13 protein-coding genes are annotated in these 18,882 nt (G+C 61.3%); 5 read left to right on the top strand and 8 right to left on the bottom strand.

Annotated features, from left to right (window positions below; all coding sequences use genetic code 11):
• The first annotated feature begins 235 nt into the window (after nt 1-235).
• The gene (locus BUC40_RS20585) at nt 236-5,104 is read left to right on the top strand and encodes an NAD-glutamate dehydrogenase (RefSeq protein ID WP_073268327.1); all 4,869 of its coding nucleotides are present in this window, start codon (nt 236-238) and stop codon (nt 5,102-5,104) included.
• A 67-nt stretch (nt 5,105-5,171) separates the two neighbouring features.
• Here the strand turns inward: BUC40_RS20585 and BUC40_RS20580 are convergent, their stop codons facing one another.
• The 3 genes from BUC40_RS20580 to BUC40_RS20570 form a co-directional block, all read right to left on the bottom strand.
• Entirely contained in the window at nt 5,172-5,933 is a 762-nt protein-coding gene (locus BUC40_RS20580) for a COG4705 family protein (RefSeq protein WP_073268325.1), read from the bottom strand.
• A gap of 196 nt (nt 5,934-6,129) precedes the next feature.
• Nucleotides 6,130-7,155, bottom strand: a complete 1,026-nt coding sequence (locus BUC40_RS20575; protein ID WP_073268323.1) for an alpha/beta fold hydrolase — start codon at nt 7,153-7,155, stop codon at nt 6,130-6,132.
• Nucleotides 7,156-7,234: 79 nt separating this feature from the next.
• A complete protein-coding gene (locus BUC40_RS20570) occupies nt 7,235-8,098 on the bottom strand; it encodes a DUF6685 family protein (RefSeq protein WP_073268321.1) in 864 nt (287 codons plus the stop codon).
• Nucleotides 8,099-8,264: 166 nt separating this feature from the next.
• Between BUC40_RS20570 and BUC40_RS20565 the strand changes: the two genes are divergently transcribed.
• Nucleotides 8,265-8,486, top strand: coding sequence for a DUF2835 domain-containing protein (locus BUC40_RS20565; RefSeq protein ID WP_073268319.1), 222 nt, complete (start codon nt 8,265-8,267; stop codon nt 8,484-8,486).
• 333 nt (nt 8,487-8,819) lie between these two features.
• Entirely contained in the window at nt 8,820-9,842 is a 1,023-nt protein-coding gene (locus BUC40_RS20560) for a quinone-dependent dihydroorotate dehydrogenase (protein ID WP_073268317.1), read from the top strand.
• Nucleotides 9,843-9,938: 96 nt separating this feature from the next.
• On the opposite strand, the gene rmf is transcribed toward BUC40_RS20560, so the two are convergent.
• Entirely contained in the window at nt 9,939-10,154 is a 216-nt protein-coding gene (rmf, locus tag BUC40_RS20555; RefSeq protein WP_073268316.1) for a ribosome modulation factor, read from the bottom strand.
• Nucleotides 10,155-10,576: 422 nt separating this feature from the next.
• On the opposite strand from rmf, the gene rlmKL reads away from it, so the two are divergent.
• Nucleotides 10,577-12,823, top strand: coding sequence for a bifunctional 23S rRNA (guanine(2069)-N(7))-methyltransferase RlmK/23S rRNA (guanine(2445)-N(2))-methyltransferase RlmL (gene rlmKL, locus BUC40_RS20550; RefSeq protein ID WP_073268314.1), 2,247 nt, complete (start codon nt 10,577-10,579; stop codon nt 12,821-12,823).
• 232 nt (nt 12,824-13,055) lie between these two features.
• On the opposite strand, the gene dacB is transcribed toward rlmKL, so the two are convergent.
• Nucleotides 13,056-14,534 (bottom strand): D-alanyl-D-alanine carboxypeptidase/D-alanyl-D-alanine endopeptidase, encoded by a 1,479-nt coding sequence (dacB, locus tag BUC40_RS20545; protein WP_073268312.1) that lies wholly within the window; start codon nt 14,532-14,534, stop codon nt 13,056-13,058.
• A 218-nt stretch (nt 14,535-14,752) separates the two neighbouring features.
• Between dacB and BUC40_RS20540 the strand changes: the two genes are divergently transcribed.
• The gene (locus tag BUC40_RS20540; protein ID WP_073268310.1) at nt 14,753-15,097 is read left to right on the top strand and encodes a YggL family protein; all 345 of its coding nucleotides are present in this window, start codon (nt 14,753-14,755) and stop codon (nt 15,095-15,097) included.
• A gap of 66 nt (nt 15,098-15,163) precedes the next feature.
• On the opposite strand, the gene BUC40_RS20535 is transcribed toward BUC40_RS20540, so the two are convergent.
• The 3 genes from BUC40_RS20535 to BUC40_RS20525 form a co-directional block, all read right to left on the bottom strand.
• Nucleotides 15,164-16,261 (bottom strand): FUSC family protein, encoded by a 1,098-nt coding sequence (locus BUC40_RS20535; RefSeq protein WP_073268308.1) that lies wholly within the window; start codon nt 16,259-16,261, stop codon nt 15,164-15,166.
• A gap of 2 nt (nt 16,262-16,263) precedes the next feature.
• On the bottom strand, nt 16,264-17,595 hold the full coding sequence (locus tag BUC40_RS20530; protein ID WP_073268306.1) for a deoxyguanosinetriphosphate triphosphohydrolase: 1,332 nt from the start codon (nt 17,593-17,595) through the stop codon (nt 16,264-16,266).
• A gap of 116 nt (nt 17,596-17,711) precedes the next feature.
• Nucleotides 17,712-18,866 carry an EAL domain-containing protein gene (locus BUC40_RS20525; protein WP_073268304.1) on the bottom strand — a complete coding sequence of 385 codons (1,155 nt, stop codon included), beginning with the start codon at nt 18,864-18,866 and terminating at the stop codon, nt 17,712-17,714.
• Between the last annotated feature and the right edge of the window lie 16 nt (nt 18,867-18,882).

Raw genomic sequence — 18,882 nt, 5'->3', positions numbered from 1 at the left:
GTTGTGCCATCAGGGTGCAAGCGGTTGTATGACATCTGTTGAGGTGCGGGCTGGTTGAACGAAAATGTCGCGGTGCAGCAAGCGGTTGCATCGTTCGCCTCGTTAAGCTCGTCTGGCGCCTGTGACCGGTGCGTCATAAAGCATCTCGGGTAGCGTTTGCAGGTAGCCGGTCTAAGGTTGAACTACGCACGCAAACACGAATCGCACATACCAAGCCCATAGACGGAGCATAAAAATGGCGTTCTTCACCGCGGCCAGCAAAGCCGACTTCCAGCACCAACTGCAAGCGGCCCTGGCGCAGCACGTCAGTGAACAGGATCTGCCACAAGTGGCCCTGTTCGCTGAACAGTTCTTCGGCATCATCGCACTCGAAGAGCTGACTCAGCGGCGACTTTCCGATCTCGTTGGCTGCACGCTTTCCGCCTGGCGCCTGCTGGCCCAGTTCGATCCTGCCCAGCCCCAGGTTCGCGTATTCAACCCCGATTATGAAAAACACGGCTGGCAGAGCACCCATACCGGCATCGAGGTGCTGCATCCGGACATCCCGTTCCTGGTCGACTCCGTGCGGATCGAACTCAAGCGCCGTGGCTACAGCATCCATACCCTGCAGAACAGCGTGCTCAGCGTGCGCCGCGACGCCCAGGGCGCACTGCTCGAACTGCTGCCCAAGGGCACCACGGGCGAGGGCGTCAGCCTCGAGTCGCTGATGTTCCTGGAGATCAACCGTTGCGCCAGCAATGTCGAGATCAAGTCGCTGCAGAAGACCCTGCTCGAAGTCCTCGAGGAAGTACGCCTGAGCGTGGCCGACTTCCAGCCGATGAAGGCCAAGGCTCAGGAACTGCTGGGCAAGCTCGGTGACGGCACCTTTGGCCGTGGCGCCACCGACCCGGCCGAGCTCGACGAGATCAAGGTGTTTCTCGCCTGGCTGCAGGACAACCATTTCACCTTCCTCGGCTATGAGGAATTTACCGTCCACGACGCCGCTGATGGCGGTCATCTGGATTACGACGAAAGCTCGCTGCTCGGCCTGTCCAAGCGCCTGCGTAGCGGCCTGAGCAAGGACGAGCTGCACATCGAACCCTACGCGCTGGCCTACCTGCGCGAGCCGACGTTGCTGTCGTTCGCCAAAGCTGCGCAGCCGAGCCGCGTGCACCGCCCGGCGTACCCGGATTTCGTGTCGATCCGTGAAATCGATGCTTCTGGCAAGGTGGTCAAGGAGTGCCGCTTCCTCGGTATTTACACCTCCACGGCCTACAGCGAAAGCGTGCGCGATATCCCGTATATCCGCCGCAAGGTCGCCGAGGTCGAGAACCGTTCGGGCTTCATTTCCCAGGGCCACCTGAGCAAGGAGTTGGTCAAGGTTCTCGAAGTGTTGCCGCGCGACGACCTGTTCCAAACGCCAGTCGACGAGCTGGCCAGCACGGCGCTGTCGATCGTGCAGATTCAGGAACGCAACAAGGTGCGCCTGTTCCTGCGTTTCGACCCCTACGGCCGTTTCGTCTATGCGCTGGCTTATGTGCCGCGCGACATCTATTCCACCGAAACTCGCCTACGCATTCAGCAGGTGTTGGTCGACCGCCTGCAGGCCAGCGACTGCGAATTCTGGACCTACTTCTCCGAATCCGTACTGGCCCGTGTGCAATTCATCCTGCGGGTGGACCCGAAGAACAAGCTGGATATTGACCCGCAGCAGCTCGAGCGTGAAGTCGTTCAGGCCTGCCGCTCGTGGACCGATGATTACGCCGCTCTGGCCGTGGAGAACTTCGGCGAAGCCAAGGGCACTCGCGTGCTTACCGACTTCCCGAAAAGCTTCCCGGCCGGTTACCGCGAGCGTTTCGCGCCGCATTCGGCGGTAGTCGACATGCAGCACCTGCGCAGCCTCTCCGACGAGCGCCCGCTGGTGATGAGCTTCTACCAGCCATTGGTGCCGGGTGAGCGTCAGCTGCACTGCAAGCTGTACCACGCCGACACGCCGCTGGCGCTGTCTGACGTGCTGCCGGTGCTGGAAAACCTCGGTTTGCGCGTGCTGGGCGAATTCCCTTATCGCCTGCAGCACCAGAGCGGTCGCGAATTCTGGATTCACGATTTCGCCTTCACCTATCCCGAAGGCATGAAGCTCGACATCCAGCAGCTCAACGACACCCTGCAGGACGCCTTCGTGCACATCGTGCGCGGTAACGCCGAGAACGATTCTTTCAACCGCTTGGTGCTGACCGCCGGCCTGGCCTGGCGTGACGTGGCGCTGCTGCGTGCCTATGCCCGCTACCTGAAGCAGATTCGTCTGGGCTTCGACCTGGGTTACATCGCCAACACGCTGCTCAACCACGCCGACATCGCCCGCGAGCTGGTGCGTCTGTTCAAGACGCGCTTTTATCTCGCCCGCAAGCTGAGTGCCGATGACCTGAACGACAAGCAGCAGAAGCTTGAGCAGGCCATTCTCGGCGCACTGGACAACGTGGCGGTGCTCAACGAAGACCGCATCCTGCGTCGCTATCTGGACCTGATCAAAGCCACTCTGCGGACCAACTTCTACCAGCCAGATGCGCTGGGCGAGGTTAAGAACTACTTCAGCTTCAAGTTCAACCCGAGCGCGATTCCAGAACTGCCACGGCCGGTGCCGAAGTTCGAAATTTTCGTCTATTCGCCGCGCGTCGAAGGCGTGCACCTGCGCTTCGGCAACGTCGCCCGTGGTGGCCTGCGCTGGTCCGACCGTGAAGAGGACTTCCGTACCGAAGTGCTCGGCCTGGTCAAAGCCCAGCAGGTCAAGAACGCGGTGATCGTGCCGGTGGGCGCCAAAGGCGGTTTCGTGCCGCGGCGTTTGCCGATTGGCGGCGGTCGCGACGAAATCCAGGCCGAGGCCATCGCCTGCTACCGCATCTTCATCAGCGGCCTGCTGGATATCACCGATAACCTGAAAGAAGGCGAAGTAGCGCCGCCTGCCAACGTGGTTCGCCACGATGGCGATGATCCGTATCTGGTGGTCGCGGCGGACAAGGGCACTGCAACCTTCTCTGACATCGCCAACGGCATTGCCAACGAGTATGGCTTCTGGCTTGGCGATGCCTTCGCTTCGGGCGGCTCGGCCGGTTACGACCATAAAGGCATGGGCATCACCGCCAAGGGCGGCTGGGTCTCGGTGCAGCGTCACTTCCGCGAGCGCGGCATCGATGTGCAGAAAGACCTGACCACCGTGATCGGTATTGGTGATATGGCTGGCGACGTATTCGGCAACGGCTTGCTGCTGTCCGAGTCGCTGCAGATGGTTGCCGCGTTCAACCACCTGCATATCTTCATCGACCCGAATCCGGATGCGGCGCGCAGCTTCGTCGAGCGCAAGCGTCTGTTCGATCTGCCGCGTTCGAGCTGGGCCGACTATGACACCTCGCTGATTTCCCAAGGCGGCGGCATCTTCCTGCGCAGCGCTAAGAGCATCGCCATCAGCCCGGAAATGAAAGCCCGTTTCGACATCCAGGCTGACAAGCTGGCGCCTACCGAGCTGCTCAACGCGCTGCTCAAGGCACCGGTGGATCTGATCTGGAACGGTGGTATCGGCACCTACGTCAAATCCAGCCGCGAGAGCCATGCGGACGTCGGCGACAAGGCCAACGACCTGTTGCGCGTCGACGGTCGCGAGCTGCGTGCCAAGGTGGTGGGCGAGGGTGGCAACCTGGGCATGACCCAGCTTGGCCGTGTCGAATACGGCCTCAATGGCGGTGCCAGCAACACCGACTTTATCGACAACGCCGGTGGTGTGGATTGCTCCGACCACGAGGTGAACATCAAGATCCTGCTCAACGAGATCGTCACCGCCGGGGATATGACCGGCAAGCAGCGCAACACGCTGCTCGCCGAGATGACCGAGGACGTCGGCAATCTGGTACTGGGCAACAACTACAAGCAGACCCAGGCGCTGTCGCTGGCCGAGCGTCGTGCCCGGGAGCGTCAGGGTGAGTACAAGCGCCTGATGGCGGCGCTGGAAGCTTCCGGCAAACTGGATCGCGCTTTGGAGTTCCTGCCGAGCGAGGAAGAGCTCAACGAGCGCGCCACCAAGGGCCAGGGACTGACTCGCCCCGAGCTGTCGGTGCTGATCTCGTACAGCAAGATCGAGCTGCAGGAAGCGCTGATCAAGTCCGATCTCACCGATGACGAGTACCTGTCGCGCGAGATGGAAACCGCGTTTCCGGCGCGCCTGGCGCAGGAGTACGGCGAGGCCATGCGCCGCCACCGCCTCAAGCGCGAGATCGTCAGCACGCAGATCGCCAACGATCTTGTTAACCACATGGGCATCACCTTCGTGCAGCGCCTGAAGGAGTCCACCGGTGTGGGTTCGGCGCAGGTTGCTGCGGCTTATGTCGTGGTGCGCGATGTCTTCCATCTGCCGTTCTGGTGGCGTCAGATCGAGGCGCTCGATAACCAGGTGCCGGCCGATCTGCAGCTGACCATGATGGACGAGCTGATGCGTCTGGGCCGCCGCGCCACGCGCTGGTACCTGCGCAGCCGTCGCAACGACCTGGATGCGGCCCGTGATGTCGCCCATCTCGGCCCGCGTGTGAAGGCACTGGCCATGCGTCTGGACGAGCTGCTCGAAGGCCCGGCCCGTGACGAGTGGATGGCGCGCTACCAGACCTACGTCGAAGCGGGCGTGCCAGAGCTGTTGTCGCGCGTTGTCGCCGGCACCGGCCACCTGTACACGCTGCTGCCGATCATCGAGTCTGCCGACCTCACTGGTCGCGAGCCAACCGAGGTGGCGTCTGCTTACTTCGCGGTGTCCGATGCGCTGGATCTGTCGTGGTATCTGCAGCAGATCAGCAGCCTCAGCGTGGAAAGCAACTGGCAGGCCTTGGCCCGCGAGGCATTCCGTGACGACCTGGACGCGCAGCAGCGGGCGATCACCGTCTCCGTTCTGCAACTGGCCAACGGGCCGGAGTCGATCGAGGAGCGTGTCGAAGCCTGGCTCGACCAGAACCGTCGGTTGGTCGACCGCTGGAAAGCCATGCTCGCCGAGCTGCGTGCCGCCACCGGTAGCGATTACGCCATGTACGCGGTGGCCAATCGCGAACTGGGGGATCTGGCGCAAAGCCAGCTACCGGTGCTGCCGGCTTGATCTGAGCTAACTGCTGGAAACGAAAACGCCCCGACTTGTTCGGGGCGTTTTCTTTACTGCGCAGTAGTTATCGACGATCAGTGCGAATTGCCATAGGGGCAGAGCGTTGCTGCTGAGCCCAGATGGCAAAGCAGACAAGCACGGCCAGGGTCGTCAACAGCACGGCCGAGGAGCCCACTGTACCCAGATCCAGCCCGCCTTTGTCGGTGCTCTTGGTCAACACATCGCCCAGTGTGGCGCCAAGCGGGCGCGTCAGTACGAAGGCTACCCAGAACAGGGCTACTCGCGATAGTTGCGTGCGGTAGTACGCTGCTGCCACCACAGCCAGCAGGCTGCCGATCAACAACGTGCCACCAGCGAAGCCTAAACCCGAGTCGTCGGCCAGATAATCGCCCAGCGCTGTTCCGAGGGTGTTTGAAACCAGGATCGCTCCCCAATAGAAAAGCTCGGCCCTGCGCGAAACGATGTGTTCGACCGACAGGGATTTTTCGGTAAGGCGCCAGATCAGCAGCACGCCTGCCAGTAGAGAGATGAGAATCATCGAGCCACTGGCATAGCCGAGGCCGAGGGTTCGATCCATGAAGTCTGAAATGGTCGTGCCGGCCGTACTGGTCATCAGGATGACCGTCCAATAAAGCGCAGGCTTGTAACGTCGGACGCTCAGTTGGCCGAGCAAGGAGAGGATAAACAGGCTGATGAGCAGCAGGGAGCTCAACGCATAGCCGATGCCTAGTGTCATGGACAGCAGATCGCCTGCTGTCTCGCCGAGGGTCGTCGCGCAAATCTTCATGACCCAAAATGCCAGTGTGATCTGTGGAAGCTTATTCATAGCGGCCTCGCTCGGTCCGAGGAGTTCGGACATGAGGCTACTGTGCTGGGAGCTGCGTTATACCGGCGTCAAAAAACAATAAAAATTGCGTGAAGACCGCCGGTCATTAGTCTGCGTTGCGTTCGGCTGCGTATGCACATACTTCTGCCGGCTGGAGATGCAAGCGGTCTTGTATCTCCAGCACGGGCCGCGGAACTCAGTTGCCGGTTGAAGCCTGGGGCTTGGCGGTGGCCAGGCCATCGAGCAACGCCTTATGGAAGCGCTCGGGTTCCTGAATCTGCGGCGAGTGGCCAAGATCAGGGAAGGTCACCAGCGTCGCATCGGGAATACGCTCTGCAGTGGTCGGGCCCAGCGCCTTGTAGTCTCCCAGCTTGCTGCGCATCGCCTCGGGCGCCGCGTCCTTGCCGATGGCGGTGTTGTCCTGCTCGCCGATTAGCAGCAGGGTAGGCATTTTCAGTTGGGAGAATTCGTAGACCACCGGCTGGGTATAGACCATGTCGTAGGTCAGCGCCGAGTTCCAGGCGACGATCTTTTTGCCGTCACCATTGAACATGCCCGCCTGCATGTCGACCCAGCGATCGAACTCGGGGCGCCACTGGCCAGCGTAGTAGGTGTTCTTCTGGTAGTTGCGGCTGGCCTCGGCGGTGGTTTTCAGCTCGCGCTGGTACCACTGGTCGACGCTCAGGTAAGGCACGCCAAGAGTCTTCCAATCTTCCAGGCCGATCGGGTTGACCATCACCAGTTGCTCGACCTGATCGGGGTAGAGCAGGGCGTAGCGGGTGGCCAACATGCCGCCCATGGAGTGACCCATGATGGTCACCTTGTCGACGCCGATCTGTTTGAGCAATGCGTGGGTGTTACTAGCCAGTTGCTGAAAGCTGTATTGGTAACGCGTCGGCTTGCTGGACTTACAGAAACCAATCTGATCCGCCGCTATCACGCGGTAACCGGCGTCGCTTAGCGCCTTGATGCTGCCTTCCCAGGTTGCGGCGCAGAAGTTCTTGCCGTGCATCAGCAGTACCGTGCGGCCATTGGCGTTCTTGGGCTGCATGTCCATGTAGGCCATCTGCAACGAAACACCTTGCGATTCTAGGTTGAAGCGTTTGACTTCATGGGGGTAATCGAACCCCTGCAACTCGGCGCCATAGCGTGGTGTTTCGGCGGCAAGGGCAGGCAGGCTGCCTGCGATCAGCAAAGAAGCGAGGGCAATGCGCACGGCGATGCTCCAGATAAAGAGGGGAGCAAAGACTGACCCCAGGTCGCCGTGCGTGTCCCAGCGAAGTGGTTACAAAAGCTGTCGGTCAGCTTAACTCGCGCACATAGCGCAGCATGTCTGGGGCGCCTGCCTGCAGCAGACCTTCGCCCAGCGCACAGGCTTGCGGCGACTGTTTGGGCAGCAGCAGAAACTCGGGAGAGCCGGGCGTACGCAGCAAGCTCAGGCGCGCATAGGGCACCTCGTGCTCCATCAGCAGCTGCATAAAGCCGGCATCGCTCCAGGCTGCGCAGGGCATGGCCAGGGCATGGTAGCCCTGCTCCAGATCAAGCAGGCCTTGAGGGCTGATGCGGTAGTAAGTGACATGGGCTGGCAGAGTAATTTCCAGGCCGCGCAGCCGCGCATAAGCCACTGCGCTGGCAAAGGCTTCGGGATTCGAATCGCCTGCCCAGAACAGCCGTTCGCCACGCCACTGGGCATGAAACAGTTCGAGGCTTTGATGAGGGTATTCGGGCAGCGCCTTGCTCAGGTTCTTGAGGAAGTCGCGATAGCTGATGATACGGATATGCCTGCATGCGTCACTGGCGGCGTAATCCTCCAGGCTGCCGTAGCTGCCATCGCAGTGCACCAGGCTGTCTACGAGACGCAGATCGAGCTGCTCCAGATAACGGTGCTCGACCTCGATTAGATTGATCAGCGCCGCATGGGCGTCGGCCTTGTCTTCCTGCACCGGGCCTGACAATGCGCTACGCGGCAGATCCTTGAGGCGCTGCAGCGGCGGGCCGCCGAGCCAACAGATCGTGTCGCCAAAGGGCGGGATAGCGGAGAACGGCAGCTGCAGCTGGCTGGCACGCTCGAAGATCGGCTTGCAGCCACGGCCAAGCAAACCCACTCGCTGGGCCAATGCGGCCAGGCGTGAGGTTAGGGGGCTGGGCTGTTCAGGCAGGCTCATGGCAGCTCGCGTACGTCTGGGTGCCTGGCGCAGTGTGGCAGAGCCGGCAATGACTTGCACGACCCTCAGTACAGAATGTCCTCTGTGTGGCAGAAATGCCCGGCTGCTGGGCTCCGGCCGTTCGGTACTGTGTCAGAATCCGTTCATTCATTTGCAAGGAGCCTCCATGGCCAGCCTGGTTCTGGATATCGCGTTACCTGCAGACCGTCTGCAGGCGGTCTATCAAGGGCGTGCCAACCGCATTCAGGCGGTCAGCCGCGACGGTCGTCGGGTCAGTATTCCTGCCCATCATTTCCGGACGTTTCTGACCCACGCCGGTATCTATGGTTCATTCGAGCTGCAATTCAACGATGCCGGTGAACTGCTCAGCCTGCGCCGCTTGCCCTAAGAACCTGTTCACGACCTGCTTCGCGCCGGCGCTCCTACGTTGAAAACAAACTAGATTGCTAGCCTAGTCGGAAAGCCGCTTGCGGCTAACGCACCTTGGTGCGGCTCCGGAGGAGCGAGCAAAGCGAGTCATGCTCATTTACCAGTCGTAAACTCGCATGCGAGCCCAGTCCGTTCCTCGCGTGTTTTTGCGGGGGCGCCTAGTCGGGGGCGCCTGCCCTTGTATCGCTCTAGCTCGCGAGATCGTGAACAGGCTCTAACCCTCGCTACGCGGACACTTGGCCGGCTATAATTCGCGCCTTTCGATTTCGCCACTGCCGAGCTAAGCCTGCCCATGTACAACCTGGCCCGCGAGCTGCTGTTCAAACTGTCCCCGGAAACTTCCCACGAGCTGTCCATCGACCTGATCGGTGCGGCTGGTCGTTTGGGCCTGACCGGGCGCCTGACCAAGGCGCCGAGTAGCCTGCCGGTGACGGTGATGGGGCTGCAGTTCCCCAATCCAGTTGGCCTGGCTGCCGGGCTGGACAAGAACGGCGATGCCATCGACGGGTTTGCCGGGCTGGGTTTCGGGTTCGTCGAGATCGGTACGGTCACGCCGCGTCCGCAGCCGGGCAACCCCAAGCCGCGTCTGTTTCGCCTGCCTGAGGCCGAGGCGATCATCAATCGCATGGGGTTCAACAACCATGGCGTCGATCACATGCTGGCCCGCGTGCAGGCTGCCAAGTTTAGTGGCGTGCTGGGTATCAACATCGGCAAGAACTTCGATACGCCAGTCGAGCGGGCGGTGGACGATTACCTGATCTGCCTGGACAGGGTCTACGCCCACGCCAGCTACATTACGGTCAATGTCAGCTCGCCGAATACACCGGGGCTGCGCAGCCTGCAGTTTGGCGATTCGCTCAAGCAGCTGCTCGATGCCTTGCATAAACGTCAGAACGAGCTGGCGTTGAGCCATGGCCGACGCGTGCCGCTGGCGATCAAGATCGCGCCGGACATGACCGATGAAGAAACGGTGCAAGTGGCGGCGGCGCTGCTGGAAAGCGGCATGGATGCAGTCATCGCCACCAACACCACATTGAGCCGTGAAGGCGTCGAGAACCTGGCATTTGCCAATGAGGCCGGTGGGCTTTCCGGTGCTCCGGTTCGCGACAAGAGCACGCACACGGTCAGTGTGCTGGCAGGTGAGTTGCGCGGGCGCCTGCCGATCATTGCGGCGGGCGGCATTACCGAAGGGCGGCATGCCGCGCAGAAGATCGCAGCTGGTGCGAGCCTGGTGCAGATCTATTCGGGCTTCATCTATAAAGGGCCGGCATTGATTCGCGAGGCGGTGGACGCAATCGCCGCGGCGCGGCGCTGAATCACGGGCAATAAAAAGGGCTCCCTTAGGGAGCCCCTGGGCTCACGCCCGCCGCTCGGATGGAGCGTGCTTGGTGAAGTCGGTAGGTCCTTGGCTTTAGCCGACAGCTCGAAGTTCGTTGAGTCGATGAATACCGGCAGTGCCGGTCAAACCGTCCCAGTTGTCACCGCGGCCTTCACGCCAGCCATTGAGCCAGGCTTGACGCACGGACGGAAGAGTAAAAGGACACAGCTCGCGGGATTTACCACTGATACCGTACTGATAGCCGCGCAAAAATGCTTTTTCTAACGGATCACGCTTAAGTCTTCTCATAGGGTGTTGCCCTCACTTGTTGACTGTTATGTCCCGTAGACCTCTAGAAGGTCAGGCAGAAGGTCTGCCATGGAGTCCGCTGCCGGCGTCGCGAGCCTCCTGTGCCGTCATCGTTGCAACGACGGCCTGGGTAGATTTCTATCGAATGCACGACCCACTGTGAATGATCAATTTGTCATAAGGACGTAACGCTTTTGAGGGTGAAGCCATAAGCTCGATTGGCGATAGTCGCTGATCTGGCTGAAGCCCGCTCTGTTGGCGGGTTACGTGAACGCTGCTGGTGTTTTGCCATCGTGAATGGCTATCGATTGCAGCTGTAATTTATTCAGACGAAGGGTCGCATTGCGACTTCTTGTCACTTATTTTTGGTTGCGCCCACCACTGGGCCAAACCCATTACCGCCTTCGGGCACTGGATTTCTGATGTCGGACGATAACGAACTCTTCCTCACGTGCCCCAAGGGGCTCGAAGGCCTGTTGCTTGAGGAAGCCAAGGCACTGGGCCTGGGCGATGCCCGCGAGCACACCTCCGCAATTCGCGGCCTGGCCAGCATGGAAACGGCGTATCGCCTGTGCTTGTGGTCACGCCTGGCGAACCGCGTGCTGCTGGTGCTGGCGCGTTTTCCGGTGCGCGATGCGGAGACCCTTTATGAAGGTGTGCTCAATGTCGACTGGTTCGAGCACCTGGAGCCCAGTGGCAGCCTGGCAGTGGAGTTCAGTGGCAATGGTTCGGGCATCGACAACACCCATTTCGGTGCTTTAAAGGTCAAGGACGCTATCGTCGACAAACTGCGCCAGGCCGATGGCACTCGCCCGTCGGTGGACAAGCTCAATCCGGATTTGCGCGTGCACCTGCGCCTGGATCGCGGCGAAGCAATCCTTTCGCTGGATCTCTCCGGCCATAGCCTGCACCAACGCGGTTATCGCCTGCAGCAGGGCGCCGCGCCGTTGAAGGAAAACCTGGCGGCAGCCGTGCTGATTCGTGCCGGTTGGCCGCGCATTGCTGCCGAAGGCGGCGCGCTGGCTGACCCGATGTGCGGTGTGGGCACCTTCCTGGTCGAGGCGGCGATGATCGCTGCCGACATCGCGCCGAACCTGACGCGCGAGCAGTGGGGCTTCAGCAATTGGCTCGGCCATGTGCCAGCTACCTGGACTCGCCTGCGTACCGAGGCTGAAGAGCGTGCTGCGGCCGGTATGGCCAAGCCGCCATTGTGGATTCGCGGCTACGAAGCCGACCCGCGGCTGATTCAGCCTGCGCGTAATAACATTGACCGCGCGGGCCTTAGCGACTGGATCAAGGTTTATCAGGGCGAAGTGGCGACCTTCGAGCCGCGCCCGGATCAGAACCAGAAAGGCCTGGTCATCAGCAACCCGCCGTACGGCGAGCGCCTGGGTGACGAGGCGAGCCTGCTGTACCTCTACCAGAACCTTGGTGAGCGTCTGCGCCAGGCGTGCATGGGCTGGGAGGCGGCGGTGTTCACCGGTGCGCCCGATTTGGGCAAGCGCATGGGCATTCGCAGCCACAAGCAGTATTCGTTCTGGAACGGTGCATTGCCGTGCAAACTACTGCTGATCAAAGTACAGCCCGAGCAGTTCGTCACTGGCGAGCGCCGCACACCCGAGCAGCGTGAGCGCGAACGCGAGCAAAACGAGCTGCAGGCCGAGGCGCCGAAGCTCAATCGAAACGGCAATCCGATCAAGCCGGCACCGGCGCCCGTCGAGCAGGCACGCCTCAGCGAGGGCGGGCAGATGTTCGCCAATCGCCTGCAGAAAAATCTCAAGCAGCTTGGCAAGTGGGCGCGCCGCGAAGGCGTCGATTGCTACCGCCTCTACGATGCCGACATGCCCGAGTACTCCCTGGCCGTCGACCTGTACCACGACTGGGTACATGTGCAGGAATACGCCGCGCCCAAGTCGATTGACCCGGAAAAGGCCCAGGCGCGCCTGTTCGATGCACTGGCAGCGATTCCACAGGCCTTGGGTATCGACAAGAACAAGGTAGTGATCAAGCGCCGCGAGCGCCAGAGCGGCACCAAGCAGTACGAGCGTCAGGCTGCGCAAGGTCAGTTCATGGAAGTGAAGGAGGGCGGCATCAAGCTGCTGGTCAACCTGACCGATTACCTTGATACCGGACTGTTCCTCGACCACCGTCGGCTGCGCCTGCGCATACAGAAGGAAGCCGCAGGCAAGCGCTTCCTTAACCTGTTCTGCTACACCGCCACGGCCAGCGTGCATGCAGCCAAAGGCGGCGCGCGCAGCACCACCAGCGTCGATCTGTCGAAAACCTACTTGGACTGGGCGCGGCGCAACCTCTCGCTCAACGGTTTCTCGGACAAGAACCGTCTGGAGCAGGGCGACGTGATGAGCTGGCTGGCTGATGATCGTGGCGAGTACGACTTGATCTTCATCGATCCGCCGACCTTTTCGAACTCCAAGCGCATGGAAGGTGTGTTCGATGTGCAGCGTGATCACGTCCAGTTGCTGGACATGGCCATGGCGCGCTTAGCGCCCGGCGGCGTGCTGTACTTCTCAAACAACTTCCGCAAGTTCCTGCTCGATGAGCAGCTGCCGTCGCGTTATCAAGTCGAAGAAATCACCGCAGACACCCTCGATCCAGACTTCGCGCGCAACGCCAAGATCCACCGCGCCTGGAAGTTGATGGCCAAGTAAGTCTGTTACAGCCGAGCCTGGGTTGAGCGTAGCGATACCCAGGCTGGCTTCCCGGGTATCGCTGCGCTCGATGCGGGCTACCTTAGAATCTGTTCACGATCTGCTGCGCGTCGGCCCTACTGCGTTAAAAACAGGCTCGGAATGCTCATTTACAGCTCGTAAACTCCGCTTCCTCGCCTGTTTTTGCCTTTTATGGCTCTAGCTCGCTAGATCGTGAACAGGTTCTTAGCGCTTATCGGGCGGTGTTTTTCGGCTGCTTATAAAGGTCGAGCAGTACCTGGTCGAGGATCACCGAGGCGCCCCAGGGTTTCGGGTCGTTGAGGATGGCGACCACTGCCCAGGTATTGCCGTTGCTGTCGCGGCTGAAGCCAGCGATGGCACGCACATTGTTGAGAGTGCCGGTCTTGATGTGTGCCTGGCCGGCCATTGGCGTGTTGCGCAAGCGTTTGCGCATGGTGCCGTCCAGCGCGACGATCGGCATCGAGCTGATGAACTCGGCGGCGTACGGGCTCTTCCAGGCTGCTTCCAGAATTTTGCCCATTTCCCGCGCGCTCAGGCGCTCTGCACGAGACAACCCAGAACCGTTTTCCATCACCAGCTGCGGCGCGGTGATGCCTTTGCGTGCCAGCCAGGCGCGGATTACCCGTTGCGCGGCATGGGCATCGTCGACATCGGCTTCGTTGCGGTTCTGCGCGCCGATGCTGAGGAACAGCTGCCGGGCCATGGTGTTGTTACTGTATTTGTTGATGTCGCGGATGATCTCCACCAGGTCCGGCGAGAAGGCGCGCGCCAGCAGAGTCGCGCTCTTCGGTACTTCGGCCTGGCGATCCTTACCGAGGATGGTGCCGCCCAGCTCACTGAAAATCGCCCGAACCGCACCAGCGGCATAGGCGGGGTGATCGAGCAGCGACAGGTAGGTCTGGGCGCTGCAGCCATCGGTCAACTGGCCGGTGACGATTACCCGAGTACCATCGAACTCCTTGACCGGGTTGTAGCGCACATCGGGCCAGGCTGGGCATTTGCCGGCTTTGAGTACCTTTACCTGGTTGTCCAGTTTCAAACCAGCCAGCGGCGGCTCGGCGGCCACAGTGACCTTGCCGTTCTCGGCGCGGGCGATGAAACGCAGCGCCTTGAGGTTGACCAGCAGCGAGTCGGGGGTGACCAGGTAAGGCTTGTTGGCATCGCCGCCGTCGTCATTGAAAGCGGGCAGATCCGGTTGCACGAAGTGGCTGCGGTCGAGCACCAGATCACCCGTCACCTGGCGCACGCCATTGGCGCGCAGGTCACGCAGCATCAGCCAGAGCTTTTCCATGTTCAGCTTGGGGTCGCCGCCACCCTTGAGGTACAGGTTGCCGTTGAGCACGCCGTCCTTGAGCTGGCCATCAGTGTAGAACTCGGTTTTCCATTGATAGGTCGGGCCGAGCAGTTCCAGTGCCGCGAAGGTGGTGACCAGCTTCATGGTCGATGCCGGATTCACCGACACGTCGGCGTTGAAAATGGTGCCATTGCCCGGCCCGCTGAGTGGCAGGGTGACTACCGACAGTGACTGCTGGCCAATCTTGTTGGCCTTCAGGCTTTTCGCCACGCTTTCCGGAAGGGTGGCATTGGTGGCTGCATAAGCGGGCAGGGTGGTTGGCAGAACGAGGCAGGCGAGGGCCAGAGGGCGGAGGATGCGCAGCCTCCGGACAGCGGGTACAACGGAAAATCGCATTACGAGCTCCCACAGCGGTTTGGGACAATGCCGCGCATTATGCCCTATGACCAGACCGCCAATGGCGGTGATTACAGGAATTTATGGCCGACGGTCAGCGGGTATGCGCATTGCCGATAGCGGCACCTTGGCGCTGGGATTTTTGTCGGTTGGCGGGCATCGTCGTCACTAAACTGGTAGAGTGCCGCGCGTTATCACTCTGCAAGGAATTTATACCCATGGCTACCAATCGTTCCCGTCGTCTGCGCAAGAAACTCTGTGTGGATGAGTTTCAGGAGCTGGGTTTCGAGCTGAACCTGAACTTCAAGGAAGACCTGAGCGACGAAGCCGTCGACGCCTTCCTCGATGCTTTCCTGAGCGACGCGATGACTGCCAACGGCCTGGGCTATGTTGGCGGCGATGACTACGGTCTGGTTTGCCTGGCCGAACGTGGCTCGGTCAGCGAAGAGCAACGTGCAGCTGTGGAAGCCTGGCTCAAGAGCCGTTCCGAGCTGGTCGATTTTAATGTCAGCCCGCTGCTCGATGTGTGGTACCCGGAAAAAGAGATCAACTCCGCTTCCTGATCCACTGAGGGCCTCATTCGAGGCCCTTTTCATTTGTCCTGCCGATCATCACCCTGGCGGTAACGCTTAGGCTTCTGGTGATTCGCGCGAGGGTAACTGCTCGTCCGCGATTGGCGGCTGTTGTTTTGCCGCACTGCGGTTATCCAGCCAGTGGCGCAGGCCATGCATCAGCAGGGCGATGAACAGTGTTAGCACGATACCCAGTGTGACGTTGAACAAGCGCACTTGCGGTAGATGCCAGTCCTTGGCCAGGCTCTCGGCCAAGAGCACGAAGCAAACCGTCGTTTGCAAAACGAACAGGCCATAGTGATTGGCCTGCAAGGCGCGGCTGAGCATGATCAGCGGCAGCATGATGGCGACCATCAACGGTGGGCTCTGCAGGCTGTGGCCGAACAGAATCAGCAAGCCCGCCGCGCTGAGGCTGGCCATACTCGCTTGCAGCGCGCGCACCAGGCTGCCTCTGAACTCCAGTTGCAAGGTGGTGACTACGGCCAGAGTCAACCAGTAACCACGCTGCAGATGCGCCAGGTTGACGATCACCCCCGCCAGTGACACGGCCACCGTGCAGCCCAGTGCATACAAGCCCCATTGCTGGCGTGATTGGCGCCCAGCGTGGCGGCGCAGCACCTTGAGCAGGCTGATCAGGCGCGGCATGTGCGGCCACATGCGCAGGCCGTGCAGGCCCCGTAGGCCGAATGCCAATAACATCACCCATAGCCCGCCGAGCATGAACAGCATGGCGATGGCGTTGGGGTTGTTCAGCATGCTGCTGCCGTATTGGCCTTGCCCCAGGCACAGGCATACGGTCAGGCCGATGCCCAGCTTGCCGGCCTCGGTGCCATAGCGCTGCAACCAGGCGAGTAGCAAACCGAAAGCGGCGAACAGCGACAGGCTGATCAGCGGATGGGTTGCGGACCAAAAGCCCAGCCCGGCGCTGCAGGCACCGAGGCCGGTGAGCAGCAGCATGCGCAACATGCCGAAGCGGTGCAGCGGGTTGGCCTGGGCCGCCTGGAAAGCGCCGACCGAGGCCCACAGGAACCCCGGGTGAGCGCTGAACAGGCCAAGCAGCAGTGGCAGTGCACAGCCCAGGCCCGCTACCACGGCTGGCCCCCAGGCGGGAGGCCCGGCGTGCCAGCTGAACAACTGCCTGAACACCTGGCGCATCCTCAGACCGGGCTCGAGCGGCCGGTCATTTCGCGCGCCATTTCCGTGGCATAGCTGTCGGTCATGCCGGCGATGAAGTCGATCATGCGCAGGAAGGAGCGATACAGCGGCCACTGCGGGTCGGGTGCGTTATGGCCCAGCAGGTCGAGGATGCGGCGGTTCTTGAACGACGGTGTACGGCCGCCGTGCTGTTCTAGGGCCGCCCCACAAAAGGCATTGAGGAGAATTTCCAGGGTGGTGTAGGCGCCGATCTCGTGCAGCGTTTTGCGTTTGTCCTGAAAGATCTTTTCCCGGGCCATCGCCTTGGCGGCCTGTACGCAGTTCTTGGCCGGGCCGTGCATGTGCTCGACCAAGTCCCCCTCCAGCGTGCCTGCCAGCAAGGCTGACTGCTGCTCGACGAACGCGTGGGCCGCCGAGTTGGTCAGGTGTTCGATGGCCTTGCCACGCAGGATCGCCAGTTTGCGCCGGCGCGAATCGTGCGGGCCGAGTTGCCGATAGGTTTCCGGCAGGTCATCACCGACCAGGTCGAGCAGCAGCGACTCCACTTCCGCGTAGTCGAGCAGCTCCATTTCCAGGCCGTCTTCGAGGTCGATCAGGCCATAGCAGATATCGTCTGCCGCCTCCATCAGATACACCAGTGGATGGCGCGCCCAGCGTTGCTCTTCGAGTTTCGGCAGGCCAAGTTTGCTGGCGATCTGTTCGAGCAGCGGCAGCTCGCTCTGGTAACAGCCGAACTTGTGCTTTTTATAGCCCAGGGCTTCGGCGTGCCGCGATGTCCATGGGTATTTGAGGTAAGCACCGAGGGTCGCGTAGGTCAGCCGCGTGCCACCATCGAACTGGTGGTATTCCAACTGGGTGAGTACCCGAAAGCCTTGAGCGTTGCCTTCGAAACTGAGAAAGTCGCCGCGCTCGGCATCGCTCATGGCGTCGAGCCAGCCGCGCCCGGCAGCCTGCTGAAACCAGTGACGGATCGCATCTTCGCCGGAATGGCCGAACGGCGGGTTGCCGATGTCGTGGGCGAGGCACGAGGACTGCACCACCATGCCCAGGTCGCTTGGCTCGCACCAGGCCGGCAGCTCGCTGCGCAGCATTTCGCCGACACGCATGCCCAGCGAGCGGCCTACGCAGCTAACTTCCAGCGAGTGAGTCAGGCGGGTATGGATGTGATCGTTGCTGGACACCGGATGCACCTGGGTTTTGCGGCCCAGGCGGCGAAATGCACCGGAGAAAATGATCCGGTCGTGATCCTTGTGGAAGGGGCTGCGGCCCAGTTCATCGGCACTGGGCGCCGGTTTGCCAAGACGTTCACGGGTGAGCAGGGTTTGCCAATCCAAGCGTGTTTCCTTTACCGGATACTGCGGGTCAAAGATGTGCGCTCTTGCCAGCGGAGCCGCACGGGCGGATGCCTGTAGCTTCCCTGTTCATTCGGGCAACTGCAAGGCCACATCCACTAAAGTCCACTGGCGTCGATGTCGACGAGCAGCAGGCGCGCGCCGTCATCGATGAACTGCCCGGCGGTCAGGCAATACTGGTTGGTCGTGGCGTCGCGGTAGGTGTTGGACAGGATCAGGCGGCGTTCGTCCCAGCCTTCGGCGAGCAACTGATAGAAGTAGGGGCGCCACGACCAGTTATGGCCCAGGTAGCGATCGTCGGCTTGCCACCTGCCATCACGCCATTCGAGGTTTGGTGTGATCTGGGTACCATGTCTGTCGCATTGGTACAGGCGCAGCAGCCACGGAAAAGAAGCCGGCGTTACCGCGGGCGCGAGCGATTGAGTGTCGCTTTTAAGCTGGGTGAACAGTTCGGCGAGTTGCCTGCGCAGCGCCATCAGACGCATGCGCTCGGCGAGCTTCTTCTGCACATAGGCGTCGCGCAACCTGGCGAAGTGCTCGACGAACGCGTTGCTATCAAAAAACTCGATTTCTGGCTTGGCGAACAGGTAACCCTGTACAAAACGGGCGCCGCATTCCAGTGCGAAATGCAGTTCGGCCTCGGTTTCCACGCCTTCGGCGATGATCCAGCAGCCAGTTTTTTCTGCCATCAGGGCCAGCGCCTTGACCACTTCTCCACTGGGCCCGCCACGGGCAGCCTCCTGAAACAGGCGCATGTCGAGTTTGAGAATATCGGGGCGCAGTGCGAGGACGCGGTCGAGCTGCGAATAGCCTGCACCAAAATCGTCGATGGCGATGCGCACTCCGGCTTCGCGGTAGCGAGCGGCCACGGCGGCAAGTCGTGAACTGGCACCGCCCAGCTCGGTGATCTCGAATACCACGCGCTGTGGGTCTATGCCGCTGCTTGCCAGTTGCTTGAGACTTGGCAGCGCCTGTTCGGGACGCAAGCGGCCGATCCAGCGAGGGGAGATATTGACGCTCAGAAACCAGTGGGCAGGGGCAGCATGAAAGCGCGCGAACGCCTGCTCGCGAATCGCCCGGTCTAGCCGGCGCAGCGCCGCAGGTGGTGTTTTCGGGTCGGCGAACAAGGGGCCAGCAGAATGCAGGCGCCCGTGCGCATCACGCAAGCGGGCCAGCGCCTCGACGCCAGCGATTTGCCCGTTGGCGGTATCGATGAAAGGTTGGAAGACGGCGACAGGTTGACCGTCGAGCACCAGGCACATCCTTAGT

Origin of the sequence: Phytopseudomonas punonensis, assembly GCF_900142655.1 — a bacterium.
Lineage (GTDB): Bacteria > Pseudomonadota > Gammaproteobacteria > Pseudomonadales > Pseudomonadaceae > Aquipseudomonas > Aquipseudomonas punonensis.
Note: the sequence above shows the minus strand (reverse complement) of the source record. Positions and strands in the feature narration are given on the sequence as shown.

Excerpts from the sequence above, each read along its gene's own strand:
- BUC40_RS20580 (WP_073268325.1), bottom strand. The coding sequence starts at position 5,933 with ATGAATAAGCTTCCACAGATCACACTGGCATTTTGGGTCATGAAGATT.
- rlmKL (WP_073268314.1), top strand. The coding sequence starts at position 10,577 with ATGTCGGACGATAACGAACTCTTCCTCACGTGCCCCAAGGGGCTCGAA.
- BUC40_RS20535 (WP_073268308.1), bottom strand. The coding sequence starts at position 16,261 with ATGCGCCAGGTGTTCAGGCAGTTGTTCAGCTGGCACGCCGGGCCTCCC.
- dacB (WP_073268312.1), bottom strand. The coding sequence starts at position 14,534 with ATGCGATTTTCCGTTGTACCCGCTGTCCGGAGGCTGCGCATCCTCCGC.
- BUC40_RS20565 (WP_073268319.1), top strand. The coding sequence starts at position 8,265 with ATGGCCAGCCTGGTTCTGGATATCGCGTTACCTGCAGACCGTCTGCAG.
- BUC40_RS20570 (WP_073268321.1), bottom strand. The coding sequence starts at position 8,098 with ATGAGCCTGCCTGAACAGCCCAGCCCCCTAACCTCACGCCTGGCCGCA.
- BUC40_RS20560 (WP_073268317.1), top strand. The coding sequence starts at position 8,820 with ATGTACAACCTGGCCCGCGAGCTGCTGTTCAAACTGTCCCCGGAAACT.
- BUC40_RS20585 (WP_073268327.1), top strand. The coding sequence starts at position 236 with ATGGCGTTCTTCACCGCGGCCAGCAAAGCCGACTTCCAGCACCAACTG.
- rmf (WP_073268316.1), bottom strand. The coding sequence starts at position 10,154 with ATGAGAAGACTTAAGCGTGATCCGTTAGAAAAAGCATTTTTGCGCGGC.
- BUC40_RS20540 (WP_073268310.1), top strand. The coding sequence starts at position 14,753 with ATGGCTACCAATCGTTCCCGTCGTCTGCGCAAGAAACTCTGTGTGGAT.